Source organism: Paraniabella aurantiaca, from assembly GCF_050309965.1.
Taxonomy (GTDB): domain Bacteria; phylum Bacteroidota; class Bacteroidia; order Chitinophagales; family Chitinophagaceae; genus Niabella.
Genome location: NZ_JBLOSY010000002.1, coordinates 1,270,692 through 1,288,902, shown reverse-complemented (window position 1 = coordinate 1,288,902; position 18,211 = coordinate 1,270,692). Strand labels below are relative to the sequence as shown.

The 18,211-nt window shown below is 42.7% G+C and carries 12 protein-coding genes; all 12 read right to left on the bottom strand.

Annotated elements, in window-relative coordinates; genetic code table 11:
- Nucleotides 1-34: 34 nt before the first annotated feature.
- Nucleotides 35-841: an alpha/beta hydrolase gene (locus tag ACLOAU_RS19635; RefSeq protein WP_427863611.1), complete on the bottom strand. Its 807-nt coding sequence runs from the start codon at nucleotides 839-841 to the stop codon at nucleotides 35-37.
- Nucleotides 842-941: 100 nt separating this feature from the next.
- Nucleotides 942-1,550 (bottom strand): alpha-ketoglutarate-dependent dioxygenase AlkB family protein, encoded by a 609-nt coding sequence (locus ACLOAU_RS19630; RefSeq protein ID WP_427863610.1) that lies wholly within the window; start codon nucleotides 1,548-1,550, stop codon nucleotides 942-944.
- Complete coding sequence (locus ACLOAU_RS19625; protein WP_427863609.1) at nucleotides 1,537-1,782, bottom strand: Ada metal-binding domain-containing protein; 246 nt, start codon at nucleotides 1,780-1,782, stop codon at nucleotides 1,537-1,539. Before ACLOAU_RS19625 ends, ACLOAU_RS19630 begins: the two co-directional genes overlap by 14 nt.
- Nucleotides 1,783-1,785: 3 nt before the next feature.
- Nucleotides 1,786-2,499: a 2OG-Fe(II) oxygenase gene (locus ACLOAU_RS19620; RefSeq protein ID WP_427863608.1), complete on the bottom strand. Its 714-nt coding sequence runs from the start codon at nucleotides 2,497-2,499 to the stop codon at nucleotides 1,786-1,788.
- 105 nt (nucleotides 2,500-2,604) lie between these two features.
- Entirely contained in the window at nucleotides 2,605-3,462 is an 858-nt protein-coding gene (locus ACLOAU_RS19615; RefSeq protein WP_427863607.1) for a bifunctional helix-turn-helix domain-containing protein/methylated-DNA--[protein]-cysteine S-methyltransferase, read from the bottom strand.
- A 196-nt stretch (nucleotides 3,463-3,658) separates the two neighbouring features.
- On the bottom strand, nucleotides 3,659-4,984 hold the full coding sequence (locus ACLOAU_RS19610; protein WP_427863606.1) for a rhamnogalacturonidase: 1,326 nt from the start codon (nucleotides 4,982-4,984) through the stop codon (nucleotides 3,659-3,661).
- Nucleotides 4,985-5,132: 148 nt separating this feature from the next.
- On the bottom strand, nucleotides 5,133-6,923 hold the full coding sequence (locus ACLOAU_RS19605; protein WP_427863605.1) for a RagB/SusD family nutrient uptake outer membrane protein: 1,791 nt from the start codon (nucleotides 6,921-6,923) through the stop codon (nucleotides 5,133-5,135).
- A 75-nt stretch (nucleotides 6,924-6,998) separates the two neighbouring features.
- Nucleotides 6,999-10,175 (bottom strand): SusC/RagA family TonB-linked outer membrane protein, encoded by a 3,177-nt coding sequence (locus ACLOAU_RS19600; RefSeq protein ID WP_427863604.1) that lies wholly within the window; start codon nucleotides 10,173-10,175, stop codon nucleotides 6,999-7,001.
- A 25-nt stretch (nucleotides 10,176-10,200) separates the two neighbouring features.
- Nucleotides 10,201-11,562: a fasciclin domain-containing protein gene (locus ACLOAU_RS19595; protein ID WP_427863603.1), complete on the bottom strand. Its 1,362-nt coding sequence runs from the start codon at nucleotides 11,560-11,562 to the stop codon at nucleotides 10,201-10,203.
- A gap of 37 nt (nucleotides 11,563-11,599) precedes the next feature.
- A complete protein-coding gene (locus ACLOAU_RS19590; protein ID WP_427863602.1) occupies nucleotides 11,600-13,279 on the bottom strand; it encodes a fasciclin domain-containing protein in 1,680 nt (559 codons plus the stop codon).
- Between the two features lie 27 nt (nucleotides 13,280-13,306).
- Nucleotides 13,307-14,809, bottom strand: coding sequence for a RagB/SusD family nutrient uptake outer membrane protein (locus ACLOAU_RS19585; RefSeq protein WP_427863601.1), 1,503 nt, complete (start codon nucleotides 14,807-14,809; stop codon nucleotides 13,307-13,309).
- Between the two features lie 43 nt (nucleotides 14,810-14,852).
- Entirely contained in the window at nucleotides 14,853-18,146 is a 3,294-nt protein-coding gene (locus ACLOAU_RS19580) for a SusC/RagA family TonB-linked outer membrane protein (protein ID WP_427863600.1), read from the bottom strand.
- Between the last annotated feature and the right edge of the window lie 65 nt (nucleotides 18,147-18,211).

The window sequence follows — 18,211 nt, the reverse complement described above, 5'->3', positions numbered from 1 at the left end:
TGTAAGTGCCCACAATATTTGCCAGCATGTTGAGTTATTGTTTATTGAACGCCCAAACCAATGCCTTTTCCTTGGTTGCCTTGTATATAGTAGCGTGCTGTTCGAGTGGTTCATCTGAATAATGCCATTGAAGGCCGGGCAGTCGGGCTGCTTCCAAAGCTGCCGACAGCTGGCGCGTATCATTATATACATCCTGAGACCCGGCAAACCAAAGCCTTTTACCTGCAGGAAGTTTTGAAATATAGCCAGCAGCATGCTTAATGAGGTAGCGATCATTCCACCATAAAGAAGGATCCATTGCTATATACCGGTCGAACAATTCGGGACTCTGAAGGAAGGTCTCTACCACGAAAAGGCCGGCCAACGATTCACCCATAATGCTTCGTTCATTTTTAATCCTGTATCTTTTACTGATCTCCGGAAAAAGCTCTTCTTTTATAAAAGACCTGAACACTGCTGCACCTCCTACTACCGGCGCGATCTCTTTATCTTTTTTAATTTCGGTTGGCCCCGTAAGATCTCTGCGTCGTTGCGTATTCTCAATGCCCACCAATATAACCGGTGGTATTTTGTTGGCAGCAACGAGGTTTGAAACCGTTTGAGCAATATGCGGAAAATCCTCAGCGATACCACCATCTGCCATATACAAAACGGCAAAAGAATCGATGGCTGCGGAATAACCAGGTGGTGTCCAAACGTTGATCGTCCTGGCCTCTTTTACATTTTTTGATTCGATCCTAAATGTTTCATGCACTGGCACAGAATCCTGCTGGGCCAAAGTATCAGGACAATTTACAATAATGCCCATCAGCAATAATAAACAACAGTAAACAAACTTCATATCCTTTTAGTTATTCCAGATAAATAAAATAAACATACATTAATTATTTCATATCTATAATAACATCGTAGTGCAATACTAATTCCTGACATGCTGTTGCTCACTCTATTATAGTTCTGAATGTGAGATTTACCCTGGGTTTGATTACTTTTTTACTGGGCGGAAGCCGATGCCACCAAAAAGTTTGTGTCGTATCTTTCATGATCAATAAGCTGCCATGCTCTAAGAATAGCTCTACTTTTTCTTTGGTTTGTTTATGTTTGAAAGCAAATTTCCTTTCGGCTCCAAAGCTTAAGGAAGCGATAGCTCCATCTTTTTTCAGGTCGGTCTCTCCATCACTATGCCAGGCCATTCCTTCCTCTCCATTGTGATATAAGTTAAGCAGGCAGGAATTAAAACTTTCACCAGTCTCTTTTTCAATCAAGGTTTTTAATGCGATCAACTCTTTGCTCCAGGGCAAGGCCCGCTTGGTAGTATTAGAGTAAGTATATTCATAGGGTTTGTTGCCATACCAGGCTACTTTTCTTTTGGTGATGATCTTTTTGCCAAAAATAACGGCTTCATCATTTCGCCACTCAATGGTATTTAACAGTCGTTCCAGGTAAAAACCCGCCTCTGTTTTCGACAATAATTTACCATAATAATTAACCGTTCCATCATATGGAAGCCAGTTTTTATCCTGATCGATCGTTTGATTAAAGAGATCCATTTTTCCATTTTTTATAGGCCGCTTTCATGCAATGTCCGCAAGGCCTGTAACCATTTTGCAGTGCTTGCTGTTCAGATTTGAAGAAAAACCTGTTTGTTCTTTTCATTCGTTTGCCGGAAGCACAGTTTAGTATACCATATATTTTAAATTGTTGATGGCCGCCCCAATTGATCTTTCCACTGCGTATCGAACTCCTCAGTGCTGTATCTGAAATTGCTGTATGCTGTATCATACTTCAACTCAATGCATCATGAAATATAATACCAAGGGTATGCCGCTCCCCGGCTCTCACTTCGCTTACGCCATGTTTCATATTCACCCGGTAATAACCCCTTGCCCCTTTCTCAGGTTTAAAATTAGTAGTAAAGATAACAGCATCACCTTTTCCCGGCTGGAGAACGATTGCTTTAGACTGCGCTCTCGGAACCTGCTGGGTTAATACAAATTCGCCACCTGTAAAATCTGTACCAGGCTCATTTAACTGTAAAACCACCTGGATGGGAAAATAAATAGCCCCATATAAATCCTGATGCAGGGTATTAAATCCACCGGCTCCATACTTTAAAATCAAAACAGTGGCCTTGTCCTGTCCACTAGCATGACATTGCTGCAATAATTCTGCATGCTTTAAGGGAAACTGTACCTCTATGCTCAAAGCTTTAAACCAGGCATTGGCAATGGTAGCCAGATGCGGATATATAGCTGACCTGACATCATCAATCAACCCGGGCAATGGATAATTAAAATACCTGTACTCGCCTAAACCAAAGCGGTAACGCTCCATTACAACCGTTTTGCGATAAAGATCGGTGCGATCATAGCTGGCTTTCAACTCCTCACATTGCTCATCCGACAACAACTTCGGAATGATCGCATAACCCTTATGGTGCATAGCTTCTGTAACCGCCGGCCAGTCTGTTGCCACTATTTTCTGTTCAATGGTTTTCATGTGTTATTTTTTTATTGTTAGCCACATCGTATAAATAATAAAAATTGTCATCGTTTTGCCCGAACGACGTTCAGCCGGGCGGGCATATCAATCAGCCCGATAATTTCATAGTGCTTCAGTATTCGGTTGCGTTTGCGCACCCTCCCAACCAATAATGGCGGCTTTTCTTGTAGGCCCCCACATATAGCCCCCAAAAGTGCCGGTTGATTGAATGACGCGGTGACAGGGAATTAAAAAGGCTACCGGATTACTTCCTATTGCGGAGCCTACTGCTCTAGAAGCATTCGGACTACCCATCGCAGCCGCCAGGTTACCATAGGTGGACAGCTTTCCCATCGGGATCTTTAATAAACTTTCCCAAACCTTTAATTGAAAAGCAGTCCCTTTCAGGTGCAGCTTAACCTGGCTAAGCTTGCTCCAGTCGTCCTGGAAAATAAATAAAGCATTTTGTTGCAGCAGGTCTAATTTTCTTTCAAACGCCGCATTCGGAAATTTTGCAACGAGATCTTTTAGTGCTTTTTCTTCATCGTTTTCAAATGCCATATAGCAAACACCTTTAGATGTTGAAGCTACAATTAAAGGACCGAAAGGACTTTCTGCAAAACTGTACAGGATGTGCAGGCTCTTACCACCGTTTTTATATTCAGCAGGTGTCATCCCTTCTATATTCACAAAAAGATCGTGTAAGCGACTGGTGCTGGACAATCCGGTTTCAAAAGCCGCATCCAATAAGCTTGCCTGATCCTGCTGAAGCATTTTCTTGGCATGCTCGATACTAATGTATTGTAAAAACTTTTTCGGGCTTGTACCCGCCCACTCTGTAAACAACCTTTGAAAATGTGCAGGGCTTACATGTATATTCTTTGCCACTTCATCCAGGCTGGGTTGTGATTTAAAATTAGCCTTGATATAATCGATTGCGTCTGCAATTCTTTTAAAGTTGATATTTGCCTGTGTATCCATATTCCTGACTTTTATAATGCAAATATCCAAACTTGTCCACAGTTATAAAATCCGGAATATGCTATTATTGGACGACCAATATCCTGATCGTTGAAATAGGGGAATATCCAATCTTGTTAAGACGCTATATAAGATCCGATTCAGTGAGAATAGACACCGGGGATAGTATCCGTTAGCGACCTTTTACCAACACATTTTATTGGGTAGTTTTGTCGTTCACTACTACGTTATCCAGGGTAAAGTTTTCAATATACTCTTTATGTATAGCAGGATTTTTTGCGGCTTTAACTTTCAAGTCTTTAAATGTAAAATTCGTCAATTTATACTGTTCAGAATTACTAACATTAAACACATTATCGCAATCCAGCTTCAGGTTTCGCATAATGATATGATTGGCAAAAGACATTTTGATATCTTTCTCTCCTTTCAGATCAAAGAATTGTGTCCAGGGCTGGATATAAAGCATATTTGCTACACTGCCTTTGATATCTTCAACCGTAACATATTCATACAGCTGTGGCGTATCCGGGCGCATTTTCAGCCATAATAATCTTTGGGCATGATCTATTTTAATACGACGCAGCATTATATTCTTATTGTGAACGGACTCACTGCCGAAGGTGAGCGCACCATGACAAAAGCCAAAAGTGTTATCTTCAATAATAACGTTAAAATTACCACCGTTGTTAGCATCTTTGTCTGCCTGCGGACCTTTACCTCCTTTCAAAGCCACCGCATCATCGTTTACCGACATGTAACAATTTTTAATTAATACATTTTTACAGGCATCCAAATCTATGGCATCAGAGCTGGGTGCTTTCACTGGGGCTGCGGGTGCATAAATATACAGGTTCAGTAATTTCAAGTTTTCGCATTTGTAATAGTGTGAGGTCCAGAAAGGTGAGTTGATCAACCGCACACCGGACACCTGCACGTCTTTGCTATTGGATATATACAGGAGACGCGGGCGCATTTCATCTTTATTGGTGCATTGGGGATTCCAGCTACGGCGCAACCAGAATGCTTTCCAATAGCGCAGGCCGTTCCCGTTCAGGGTACCTTTCCCTGAAATGGTAAAACCGTCTACACCGTCAGCATTAATAAGCGCGGGAAAATACTTACAGGTTTCTCCTTCAATACGGGTGGAAAGCACTTTAAAATCACTGATATCATCACTGGCTTTCAGGGTAGCCGCCTCTTCAAGGTGCAGATGCGTGCCCGGCTTAAAAAACAGGTTTCCACTTAAGAAAACGCCACGTGGAATGATGATCACGCCACCACCGGCTGCCGCGGCTTTATCAATTACGGATTGTATTGCCTGGGTTTGCACCAGGTTACTATCGGTCTTCACACCGTGTGCTGTAATACGATATTGTTTTCCGAGTTTTTTAATATCAGTCAACTCGTTTTGCCTGAACCAATCAAGAATGGGTGTACCGTCGGGAAAAAGATCCTGGCCCGCTAGTTCGGTGCTAAAAGCTACTAATAATACGACAAACAGTTTTATACTTCTATACATCATAATCGTTCAAAAATAAGCAGTTCGTTTTAGTATAAAACATTGAAAAGATATAGGCCACGAATGAAAACTTAAACTTAAACATTCCGAATATGCTGCCAGGCCTCTCGTCTGTCAACTATCATCCATTATCTCGTATTCGTCATCTTTCCTAATCCAGCTTAAACGGCAAATACCATCCTTCCCTATTCATTAGCTTAGCCCTGGCTGCTCCCGCATTCGGGTCTCCACCCTTCAATAATTTCTGGTAAACTTTATCAGCAATAATAGAGGGATCGTTGCGACGGCGTGCTATGCGAAGCAGGTCGGCCCAACGCGTACCCTCGAAAGCATTCTCCAAAGCGCTCTCTTGCAATATTCCATTTTCTACCTGCACCAGGCTGTCAGCTTTGGTGGTTGCAGTAATTGTGTAAGGCAATAAATAAGCCCTACTCCTTACGCCGGTATGGCGATACCACGGGCCGCGAAAGTAAGGAGAATTATCACCACTGTTTCTGGCATCGAAATCATAAGGATAGGGATAGGTTAATGTGTTCTGCCATTTTGTTTTATTGGTTGCACCAGCACTATCGAAATTACCACTGATACCATTGTTGAAAAAAGCATTTGCCAGCCTGTGCCATCCCTCCATATTAGCGGCTTCTGCAAAACGCATTACCAAATGAGTTTGCCGGAACAGGTACCAATCGCCATTTTTCACCAATACATCTAAAGGCGCTTTAGTATCCCATTTTAAATACTTAGATATAAACTTCATGGCCACCGGCTGCCCACTTACACTACTCACACTAAATAAGCCTCGCGGATCATAGGGTGACCCTGTAGAAGGTATTGTATTGCCACTCATGGTTTGACTGGCCCACATATCCATTACCTGTAGCGAAGGCTTTACCAGGTAATCTCCTCCCACTGGAGAAAATAATTTAATTAAAGGATTAGCCGGTGCAAATTTATTGTCGAAAGGCAATGACCACACCCATTCGTAAACGAACTTATCACTTGTGTAACCGGCTTCAAACATAGTGCGCCATCCCTGGTCGTACAAAAGGCTGTTCATGTCCCCTGCCCTTGTTCTCGTAGTAAATGCCACCCTATTATCATTGATGGGGACATCTGCATTACCCCACCAGCCCATTTTATACTGACTGGTGAACACGTTACCTGCTCCCAGGCCTCTTGGTGTTGTAGTTTCCATTACCTCGCGGTAATAGGATGCAGATTTATTATAGTCGGCCTTCCACAAATACAGATCTCCCAGCAATACTTTTTTATTAATAAAAAATTTAGTGGTGGGATATCCGTCTAATGTAATGTTCAAAGAAGAACTAGCTGAATACAACTCTTTAAAAGGAATAGCCTCTGTAAAAGCAATCAACGAATCCAGCAACGCATCAAAGCTTACTTTGGGGAAAAGCGCCGTATTGTTAACATCATGTAAGGTAGCCAGTGGGTTGGTTACATACCGCACTTCATCACCATAATGAATGCCTAACTGCAGGTACAAAAAGCTTCTTAAACAAGCTATATCCGAATAACGCTCATAGTAATCGGACTCACTGATCTTTTTCTCTTTATACATTTTACTAAGATTGAACAGCACATCATTGCAATTGACAATCACCTCATAAAATGGCCTGGGGTCTACATAGGGGTTATCTGTAGTGGCTGTATGATTGCTGATCTGGCGCAACCATTTATCCGCATTCAGCGTATAGTCTAAAAGATCGGCCCGCAGTTCATTTAAAATAATGTAGCGATCTGCCAGCCCCATAAATTTGCCATACACCCCCATTACAGCGGCATCTGCATCGTATACGTTAGCATAAGCCTGACTATTCTCAAGTTCATGAGTGGGCATTTTATCAAACATTTTTTTACATCCAGCCAACACTATCATAGCCACCATGCTTAATAATATTACTTTTATAAAAAATCTTTTCATTTCTATCGTTTTTATATTTTCATTGTGTTACCCCGGGCCTGTCAAACAGCAGCACCTGTTCTTTTTATCGCATTTTTACAGCCCTAATCTCACTCCAACTATAACGCTTTTAAACAAAGGATCCAGACCGGTGTCTATTCCCTGAGCCAACGGGCTCGGCGAAGCACTAAACTCCGGATCATATCCCAGGTACTTTGTTGCAGTAAACAGGTTATTGCCTGTAAGCGACACCGCTATATTTTTAAACGCTGCTTTTGCTTTTAAAGGCACATTATAGGTAAGATTTATTGAACGAAGTCGCAGGTAAGACCCGTCTTCTATCCAACGGTCACTGAAACGGTTGTTTCCCATAGGGTCGCCCCAGCTCGCTTTGGGCATTGTTGTTTGCTGACCGTCAACCCTCCAGCTATTTAAAACGCTCTGCAACTGGTTTTCAACGCCACTCTGTGCCTCCAGGCGATAGCGCAAATAATTAAACACTTCATTACCTACAGAAAAAGTAAATAAAGCGTTTAACTCAAAGCGGTCCCATATCAGGCGGTTACTAAAGCCCCCGAAAAAATCAGGGTTAGGGTTTCCTATAACAACGCGATCTTTTTCATCGATGATTTTATCGCCATTCTGATCAACAAAATGAACATCGCCTCCTTTAAAAGCCGTATAGCTGCCATCGTTATTCTCCGTTCTTAAACCTGCCTGGGCAGCTGCGGCATCCGAAACAAATACACCTTCTGTTTTATATCCAAAAAACTGGTTAGCCGGTTGCCCCACAGCGGTCAAAATAGTAGCCCCTGCAAAATCAGTATAAACAGCATTACCCGGAACCGTTATTATTTTATTTTTATAGGTCGCGATATTTGCTCCGAAATCCCATTTAAGCTTTCTTTTATTGATCAGGCGTAGATTTAATGCGCCCTCTATCCCATTGTTCTTTAACGTACCGCCATTAGTTAGGGCGTTGCCAAATCCTGTAACAGTTTGCAGCGGCTGGTACACAAGCATATTAGTAGTGCGGTTACTATATACGTCTATACCAATAGTAGCCCTTTCCGTCCAGAAAGCCAGATCGAGTCCTGCATTTAACTTCCTGACAGTTTCCCATTGCAGCTCAGGATTAGATATCCATTTGCGTACAGAACCCTGCGCGCCCAGAAAGTTTTGCCCTACGTAAATATAACGCGAAGTATAATTGCCTATATCGTCATTACCAGCTATGGTATAGGAAGCTCTTAATTTTAAGAGATCAATCGACGAGCCAGACATAAACCGTTCAGACGATAGCAACCATGCAGCTGCAACAGAAGGGAACAAAGGGAACTTATGACCAGCTATAGTAAGGCCATTAGCTGCCTTTATACCAAAACGTGAAGACCCGTCTAATGCCATATTCAGACTTAAGAACAATTTATTCCTGAATCCATAATTGGCACCCAGGTAGGTATTCAGCCAGTTCCACTCTCCCATTTCACCTCCAACACGACGCAGCGCAGCCAAACCGTTTTGCACACTTACCATATCATCGGTTGCAGAGTTGGCCGTAACAACATTCACCTGGCTGGCTTTATTGTTTTGATATCGTACTCCAATGCTGGCACTTAATGAATGTACATAGCCGAAGGTCTTATTATAATCCAGCCTGGTATCATTAAATAACGAAAACAATTGCTTCACCTGTGATCCCATTCGGTTATTGGCAATATCATTCCAGAGTGTATCCTGCACTACACCAAGACTGGGTATAAAATAGTTCTCCCTTACCTTGTCAAATTGTAAACCAATAAGCGTGCTTGCAGATAAATGTTTATTAATATCATACTTGAATTTAAAAGAACCGAAAAAACGATAGTACTTGTTGTATTCCTCTATTTTTTCGATAATAGTAGTGGGATTCCCTATGCCCAGAATATCCACGCCTTCCAGGTTAGGAGATGGCGTTCCGTCGGCGGCTAACTGATTAGCCGTAAGGAAAGGAGCTTTGATCAACCCGTTGAATAACGGTGCTGTTTTGTCTGCAATACCCTGATCTTTTAGATTCTGTGTATTATAGGTAAATGATAAATTGGCTACACCTGTCAGTTTATCGGTAAAATTAAACTCTGCATTAAATCTTGTGTGATAACGCTCCAGGTTGGTATTATTAACGATACCTGAATTTTTCATATATCCTACAGTGAGGCCGTAAGTAGCAATATTATCTCCCCCTGTAATACGCAGATAGGCGTTTTGACTCAAGCTGTTGTTCAATACCTTTTTCTGCCAGTCTGTAGTATTATGATAAGAATAATAGTCGGTTCTCGAAGGATCGTCTATCATATAAGGCTGGGCTGCGATCTGGCCCGCAGTCCAGCCCCTGCTGGATAACATCCTGCCCAAATGGGTACGGTAATCGCTGGCGTTCAGCACAGGTAAATTAGAGGGAGCCAGGTTTACACCAGCATAAACTCCTGCATCTATTTTTGTAGCCTGTTTACCCTCCGCGCCTACTGTTGTAATAATAATGGCACCGTTAGCGCCTTTTGCGCCATAAATACCGGCGGCATCTTTTAATATAGTGATATTGTCAATATCTTTTATATCGATCAGGCTAAGCGGGTTCGTGTAGTTGTTTGCTATAATGCTCTCGCCATAATCGTTTGCATCAAAAGGCATTCCATCTACTACAATAAGAGGTTTATTCATTGCATACAAAGAATTGATCCCGTTTAAAAACAAATTAGCCCCCGCTCCCTGCAGCCCCGACCGGCGTACCGCGTTTAGGCCTGCAACACGCCCTTGCAGCCAGGAATCAATGGTTTCGGTAGGTTGTTGCCAGCTATCCGGCGTCTGTTGCTCGGCAGATGCGGTAATAAACTTTTTTGGTTGGCTGCTTAGAGGCATTACTATAATATCATTATAAGACTGTAACGTACGTGACTGCAGGGCGACATCGACCTGCTCCCTGTATTTTACAGGCACCAGCTGTGCATCAAACCCATCCGCTTCTACCAATAGGGTAGCAGTATTATTAGGAACCTTTAAAGAAAATTTTCCGGCAGTATCTGTAATTGCAGCCGAAAATCCCCTTACCTGCAATTGAGCACCGTTAATGCCGTTACCCGTAGCAGCATTTTTTACAACACCTTTTATTATGAGCACCTGGGGAGCAGCAGTTAAATTACTTTTGGCGTTCTTCGTATTTTGTGCATAAACTCCCCCCGCCATCAAAACCGCTATAGCCAAACTTAAAACAGGTTTTATTTGATTGTACATCATCTTCTTTTTAGTCTTTATAAACAGTTTAGAACACCGGCACCAGTCTTATATAATTACATACAATAGCATTCGTATTAGCTGTAGTATTGTTGGCTGCAGTAAGAAATAGATTAAAGGCTGGCCTGTAATTGGTTAGGGTAAACTCTCCGGCAAGTTGCTCCGCATAAGTATTAAGCGGCACCGTTACATACGCTGGCAACGGTGAATTAAAAGAATCTACACCAATCTTTTGCGTAAACGGCGCGGTCATGCCGTTAATATTATCATTCAATGCCATCCAATACGCACGATATTTAAGAGACGGCACTTCCGTAATCCTGTACCGAAGGTTAAACTGAGCCAACCCATGGTTATATACCAGAATATCCCTGAATATGCTGCCTGTGGCTGAGTCTCTTTTATCTCTTATATAGGTATTAGCCAGGCGGTTGGCGCTGGCCGCTGCATAGTTTTCTGCTTGAATGATGATGTCCTTGAATTTATTAGCAAGCGGAACCTCCAGTCGGCTCATTACATATACTACGCCATTACTGGTTCTAATGGTAGATACAATATCATTCTTATTAATGGCAACGCTTACTCCCGAGCGGGAAACCACCGTTGCCGGGATTTCTGCCGCAGACTTATAAAGCGCATCTACTGCCAGATCTTTTACTACGATCCAGCCTGCGACCTTTGCTGTACTGTCCGCATTACCCAGCACATTGGAGTAAGGTTTAAACTTATTGACTTCTGATTGCCATGCAGCATCCTGCAACACAAAGAGGGTAAAATTTTTCGATTCATCTCCCAGGTTATGTACCCTTGTGCGAAACAAACTTCCCAACGAATCTACCATTGCTACCTTTTGCAAAGCGGGCATACGGGTATCGGTGGCCGCAAAATCCCAGGTATTATTTAACAACGGCAAAGCTGCACCCAATACCTGTATTACGCCATTCTGAGCTACCAGATCTTTTTCTGAAAAACCCACATCATTGATCGCTGCGCTATTTAAATCGTGATATTTACCACTCAATACGGGGATACGTTGCAAGCCCTGAACGGCTTGCGTATAGTATGCTTTGTTGGCTATATGATTGGCTACAAATTTTTTAAGCACTTCTATATCACTGCTCTCCAAACCGGCCGCTATAGAAGCCAGTGCCGCATTGGAGGGCGCATATACTGTAAAATTCCTCGAAGACGCTAAGGTATCTGCATAGCCCGATTTAGCCAGCAAGCCTGCAAATGCGCTCAGCTCAGGATTTGCCTGTATACGCTCCAAGAGGTTTAACGCAAGATTTTTATCTTCAACACGGTTATGCTCTTCCCATTTTTTACAGCCAGCCAATACTACCAGGCCGCTACTCACTATGAGAAAAAGTTTTTTGATTTGATTATACATCTAACTATTTTTTCAGTTCAATGACTTTGTTTTGCTTTTACGGTACATAGGACATCGACCCATCTGTTGCAAACCGGGGAACGATCTGATTTTCATCCACAGGAATAAAGTGGATCATATCAAGCTGAAGTGAATTGGCACCCGTGCCGCTTACCCATTCGAAACGAACCGTCTGAGTACCCGTTGTAGCAATATCGACAATACCAACCAATCTGGCATTATGCCTGTTGGGACTATTAGAGGTGACGTAGTTTTTCCAGCCGATAGACTCCCGTTCTTCCGGAGTGCCTGCAGGCATAAATTCGTTAAAGTTCACCTGGCGTGTCATTGGCAGTCCATTCACAAATACATTAGTCACTACGCCAACCTGTGCGATATAACAAACCCACACTTTGTAACGGCCTTTAATCAATGTGGGTGACTTGATCTCAAACCAGGTAGCCCGGTTAGGGCCGCCAAAGTGCAAAGCCAACCTATCTCTGTTTACATTAAAGATATCCGGTGTGCCGGTCCCGCCATAGAAATACTGTATTCCTGCGCTATTGGCATTCCAGGACCAATCCATGCTGGCAATAGGTCTATCTGTGGCAGTAGGCCGGGCAAACCATAATGATGCTCTTCTAAAATAAGCAGGTTGATTCATCAGTTCCGGGAAAGTACATACATCCCAGAACAATGATTGTGGCTTGCGAAACTTAGCCATGGTGTGCCCGCTGGCGCTATGCCATACCCCATTGGTTGCCGAATTGTCGCTTGATGGCCGGATAAGAGTAACCCCTTTTTCCAGCACCCCGTTAAATTCCATCTCGTTTAATACCACTTGCTGGTTCTGGTGTCTGATCGTAATTACCTCTTCGGGCAATAATGTTAACTGAGCGCTATAGTTAATGATATCCCCCAGAAAATAAAGTCCATTTATAATATGGTAGGCAACATACATATTCAGGCTATCTTTCGGATTAGAAGGATTACCGGTTTGACTATATTTTGCTTTAAGAGCTGCGTAAGAATTATAGCCACTATCTGCAAGCGCTTTATTGCTTTCCGCAATTACCGTTCGCCATCTTTTGGTAGTGTCGGTTTCTACCCGGTTCAACACTTCATAAAAACCGGTTTCTTTCATTGCCTGAACAAAAATGGAAAAGTTGGGATCACTCTCTATTTCCTGCGCAATTGTTTTAGCAGCGGGCGTTAGCATATGGTCAATTACATGTATTACACCATTTCCCACTCTTACATTAGATTGCACGATGGAGGCCTGCCGGTTTACCGTATAGGAGGCTACTCCATTTACAAAGTTGACGCCTGTAATTAAATACTGCCCATACATAGTAGCTGTTTTAAGCTTTCCATCGGTGAAAAGGCTGGTATTAATAGTATCCTCCAGCAAATGAAATCTTACCAGGTTTTTTAGCGTGCTTACATCTGCAGCAGCAATTGACGGTACCCCGTTCGAGTCCATCCAACGTTTTACACCGGCATTCGTTACAACAAAGCATGTATAAGCGCCGTATGCATCAAGATAGGCTGCCGTACCTGTCACATCCAGTATTTCCTTAAACAGGGAAAACGAATCAAGCCTCGTGTTAAGATACCCGGTGATGTTTACATCGCTGGTGGTCTTTAAATCATATTGTGTTTTCTTGCAACCGGTAACCAGCAAGCCTGTTATAGCCACGATAACAGCCAGTTGCATTATTTTAATTTGTAGTTTCATCTGCAGGATTTTTTTGATGACCGGATGTTATCTGTAAAACGGGTTTTGCACCAACAATGGATTACTGCTGAGCTCGTAAAAATAAATCGGCATATAATGGCTATTGGGATCTTTAAGTTTATTAAAAGCAGCCTGCTGAAGACTGGGCACAATGCTGATTGCCGCCGAATTGGTCAGAAATGTCAGTTGTTCGTAATTGTTTCTCTTTGCATTACGCAGCAAATCGAACCAGCGTTTACCTTCAAAAGCAAACTCCCTTTGTCTTTCCGCTACAATAAAATTGGTCATCGCTGACTTATCAGTACTATCCATAGGCATGAAATCCAAAGCTCCTGCTCTCTGCCTTATGGCTTTAACCAGCCGGGAGGCTTCAAGTGGCCGGTTTAATTGGTTGACCGCTTCTGCCTTTATTAGCAATGCATCGGCATATCGGTAGAAGATCCAGGGAGCAAAAGATTGATCTACCGTTCTGAAATTATCCCCGTTATTGTCAGCACCCACATATTTCCAGATACTAAAGTCGCCTTCCCTATATGCTGCATTTTCTCCCCGGTAATCGAGTAACGGGGTAGCATTTACTAGGTCCAATCCAAAAACGGATTCGGCCAGATTCAAAGCCCCGCTCCATCTTTTTTGAGAAGGCGTGTGCATGTTATAAAAAGGATTTAATAACTGCTCATCGTATTGCAGTTCAAAAATGGTTTCTTCCGAAGCACCGGTCAAAAAGATGCTATTGAAAAACTGGTTTCCAGGCACGAGTTGAAACGCGTTAGAACTGATAATTTTATCGCATTCTGCAGCTGCATCAGCATACCTATCCATCCACAAATACACATCGGCCAATATAGCATTAGCACCATAACGGGTAACGCGGCCTTTGTCGAATGCAGCTGTGCGGCCGTAGGTCGCCGGCAGCTTGGTTTCTGCCTGCTTTAAATCCGTTACAATTTGGTTCAGTATAGTATCAGCTCCCGTTTTAGGAATGGGCGCTATCTTTTCATCGCTCACCGTGGCGTCTAACTTTAAAGGCACATCTCTGAAGGTGCGCACCAGGTAGAAATACATTAATGCACGTATCGCCAATGCCTGGCCTACAGAACGATCGAGATGTTGCTGGGTAAAGGTGTTATCTTTCTGCAGCACACCAGGAGCGAGGTCAATTACTACATTACAATAATTAATAGTTCTGTAAAACCCGGCCCAATCAGAAAATGCATTATTTGCAGTCATATTGATATTAATCATATCCTGCTCATCGGGACTGGTTCTGTTACCGGTAGTAACCATATCAGCACGCGCCTCTCCCCATACAAACATGTAATCTGTAAGCGCCCTGCCGTTAGTTACAGTACTGGCTTCAATGGAAGCATATATACCGGTAACTGCTGCATCTACCTGCTCCTTGGTTTGCCAGAATTCATCGCCTACGATACCATCACGTGGCTTAAGGTCTAACCATTTTTTACAACCCGCCAGGCTGCCGGTTAGCGCTACTGCCAGTAAAAAGTGCATTAGTATATTTTTTTTCATCTGACTATTTTCTTAGATAATTAATTCTTTTTTCAGCACATCCCTAAAATCCTACAACCATTCCTATCGTGAAGTTTTTACTAGGTGGGGTCATAGAATTATCTGTTACTATTTTAAAAGCGTCGCTGCCAGGCATGCTTACTTCGGGATCCTGACCGGTATAATTGGTAAACGTGTACAGATTTTCAGCCGTTAAATAGGCACTTAATGACTTAAACCCTAGTCTTCTTAATTTAACGGGCGGTACAGTATACCTTATTGTGATCGTTCTAAAACGTAAAAAGGAAGCATCTTCTACATATTTATCACTTCCCAACCAATTATAAGAAGTTCCTTGTATTGCCCTGGGTATATCAGTAACGTCGCCCTCGTTCCTCCAACGTCTTAATACTGCAGTGCTTTGGTTATCATACCCGTTCATACGGGTAGTACTCATTTTGGTACCGTTGACCACGTCCACATCGTAACGATAATTGAAAAAGGCAGACAAGCGCCACATGCCATTCTTCCAGCTTATATTAGGTCCAAACCCTCCATACAATTTAGGATTGTTATTACCGAGGTATACAACGTCTTTATAATCGATATTGCCATCATGATTAACATCTTCATATATAGCATCTCCCGGCTGAAATACATAATCGACCGTCGGGTAACTGAAACGCATATAAATAGTTTGTCCATTAGGACCTATAATGGGATTACCATTAGCATCCCTGGCAATTGTAGATTCCTTGTCTTTGTAAACGCCCTTGAACCTGTAGCCGTAAAAAGAGCCAAAAGGATTATTTAATTGTAATACGGCAAGATAATTACCGGGCGCATTCATATTTCCTTTCTCCATTGGATAGTAGGGAGAGATTTCGGTGATCACATTTTCGTTCTGAGAAATATTGAAATCGAAACCAATAGTCAGGTCCTTTGTTTTATAAGGTTGGGTCCATAACGCAAATTCCCAACCCCTGTTTTCCATAGTTCCAACGTTCATGTTAACCGCGCTGTAACCCGTATAAGAACCGATACGCAGATTGTTAGAGAAGAGATCTTTGGTAGTATTGTAATATACGTCAATATCAGAGCGGATACGTCCGTTGAATAAGGATATGTTTACACCCGCATTCCTTCCATGTACTGTTTCCCAACGCAGGTTGCTAAGCTCCATAGACGATGGGTATATCGCACTCTGCCCCTGGTAACTCCAGCTATAGGTACTATAGGTATTATAGAAACTATAATCGCTGCGTGGCGCATTACCAATTTGCGCATAGCTAGCCCGGAAACTCAGGTCGTCGAGAAACTTCATTCTTTGGAAAAACTTCTCACCCGATATGCGGTAACGCAGGGAGGCGCTGGGAAATAAACCATAACGATGGGCAGTACCAAAGCGGGAATCACCATCGCCGCGCAAACTACCATTGATCAGGTATTTATCTTTATACCCATACTGTACCTGTGCCACTGCACCTATTGATCTGCGTTGTGTAAGACGCGATGCAGCGAGCAGCTCTGCATTTTGTGTACGCCCATCAGCAGTAACATCTACCAACAAAGAAGAAAAAGCATTTGATTTCATTACCTCCTGCGAGTTGTTGGTATAATCGCTGGTGAAAAGATTGGCAAACGCCATTATCACGTGATCGCGGTTCTTCAATTTGGGCGTGTAATTAAGGCTCGTTCTTGTTGTCACACCAAAAACATCAATATCCCCGTTATACGAACGGTTCACGACTGTTTCCGTATTAGGACGCCCTGTTGCAATCTGTGGCAGAAAGCTGCTGTTATTCGTGCTGTTAATATCAAACTGCACATCAACCGTGGTGTTGAGTACGCCCTTAATAATATTGTATTTTAACTGAAAGCGTGGTACAATACGGTTACCCAGCACAGAATATATTGCCTGGCTGGCCATGGCCACCGGGTTATATATACGACTATATTGCCCCTGTATATTAGCTGCCGGTGAAAAATAATTAGTAGTCAGGTTACCGAATTCATCATACTCAAATACACTCATATTCGGCATTTTAAGATACGCCACATTACGAATGGCCCCCTCATCATTAGCTGTATAGTTTCTATTCCTGTCTGTATATGTGTAAGCAATACTGGTAAAAATCTGCAGTTTGTTAGAAATATTATAATCAAGATTGATGCGGGCATTCATTCTTTGCAGATCATTACCGATAACAGTACCTGTTTGTCCTAAATAGCCAATGGAGGCAAAGTAGCGGGCCTTTTCTCCTCCCCCCTGTAAACTAACGGTATGATCCTGTAAATACCCCTGGCGGGAAATAGCATCTACCCAATTGGTGTTATTACTATAATTATGATACCAGTACGGACTATATGGATCATAATTAAATTCCTGGTTGTTGACATAGTTTAATGTAGAAGACCCTGTTAACCGGTTCATTACCGCCTCCGGTATCAGCGTTGAGTACTGATCACCATTCAACATGGGAATAGCAGCTGGTCTGAAAGATGTATTTACCTTCATTGTGTATTGAACAACCGGTTTGGTAACACGGCCACGTTTGGTGGTAATAACCAATACACCATTAGCAGCCCTGCTTCCCCACACAGCCGTTGCGGCGGCATCTTTCAATACTGTAATATCTTTAATGTCTGCGGGCGATATATTCAATAAACTGGCATAACCCTGTTCATCAGCAGCGCCGAAATTAAAGTCGCTGGGAATGTCCGTTTCATAAGGCATACCATCTACTACTATCAACGGGTTACCATTGGAGCTCAAAGAAGATACTCCTCTTATGCGAATATTCATAGCTGCACCCGGATCACCGCTGGTAGCTGTAATATCCACCCCTGATAAACGTCCCTGCAAAGCCTGATCGATAGAGGTAGCCGCCATCTCTTCCATTTGCTCGGCGTTGATACGGCCGACCGAAGTAGTTAAATCACGCTCATTAATATCATTCAAACCATTGCTTGTTCTTCTCTGGCTGATCACCACAACTTCCTCCTGGCTTTTTCCATCTTCTTCCAGCTGGATATTAATTGTCGTTCTGCCCCTGATGGGTACAATTAAAGTTTTATACCCTATAAAAGTAACTGCAATGGAGTCCGCTGGGTTGGTAATACGCAATACGAAATTTCCTTCTACATCCGTTGAGGTAGACTTAATAATACGTCCTTCTTTATCCTGCTCCGACACAGAAGCTCCTTCCAATGGTTGGCGTGTACCCTTGTCTGCAACCTTGCCTCTTAACAGAGTAGCAGCGTCATCTTGTGCCATTGCCTGGGAAGCGCCCACCGTGAGTACCAGCAGGATGCGAAGTATGTTCTTTACAAGTACGCTCATCAGTATATGTTTCATTGTTTAAGTTTGGTCTGATGTGACATTTTATAACTACGCCTGTGATTATTAAGCGCACAGGTTTT

Excerpts from the sequence above, each read along its gene's own strand:
- ACLOAU_RS19610 (WP_427863606.1), bottom strand. The coding sequence starts at position 4,984 with ATGATGTATAGAAGTATAAAACTGTTTGTCGTATTATTAGTAGCTTTT.
- ACLOAU_RS19605 (WP_427863605.1), bottom strand. The coding sequence starts at position 6,923 with ATGAAAAGATTTTTTATAAAAGTAATATTATTAAGCATGGTGGCTATG.
- ACLOAU_RS19590 (WP_427863602.1), bottom strand. The coding sequence starts at position 13,279 with ATGAAACTACAAATTAAAATAATGCAACTGGCTGTTATCGTGGCTATA.
- ACLOAU_RS19620 (WP_427863608.1), bottom strand. The coding sequence starts at position 2,499 with ATGAAAACCATTGAACAGAAAATAGTGGCAACAGACTGGCCGGCGGTT.
- ACLOAU_RS19625 (WP_427863609.1), bottom strand. The coding sequence starts at position 1,782 with ATGATACAGCATACAGCAATTTCAGATACAGCACTGAGGAGTTCGATA.
- ACLOAU_RS19630 (WP_427863610.1), bottom strand. The coding sequence starts at position 1,550 with ATGGATCTCTTTAATCAAACGATCGATCAGGATAAAAACTGGCTTCCA.
- ACLOAU_RS19585 (WP_427863601.1), bottom strand. The coding sequence starts at position 14,809 with ATGAAAAAAAATATACTAATGCACTTTTTACTGGCAGTAGCGCTAACC.
- ACLOAU_RS19635 (WP_427863611.1), bottom strand. The coding sequence starts at position 841 with ATGAAGTTTGTTTACTGTTGTTTATTATTGCTGATGGGCATTATTGTA.
- ACLOAU_RS19595 (WP_427863603.1), bottom strand. The coding sequence starts at position 11,562 with ATGTATAATCAAATCAAAAAACTTTTTCTCATAGTGAGTAGCGGCCTG.
- ACLOAU_RS19615 (WP_427863607.1), bottom strand. The coding sequence starts at position 3,462 with ATGGATACACAGGCAAATATCAACTTTAAAAGAATTGCAGACGCAATC.
- ACLOAU_RS19600 (WP_427863604.1), bottom strand. The coding sequence starts at position 10,175 with ATGATGTACAATCAAATAAAACCTGTTTTAAGTTTGGCTATAGCGGTT.
- ACLOAU_RS19580 (WP_427863600.1), bottom strand. The coding sequence starts at position 18,146 with ATGAAACATATACTGATGAGCGTACTTGTAAAGAACATACTTCGCATC.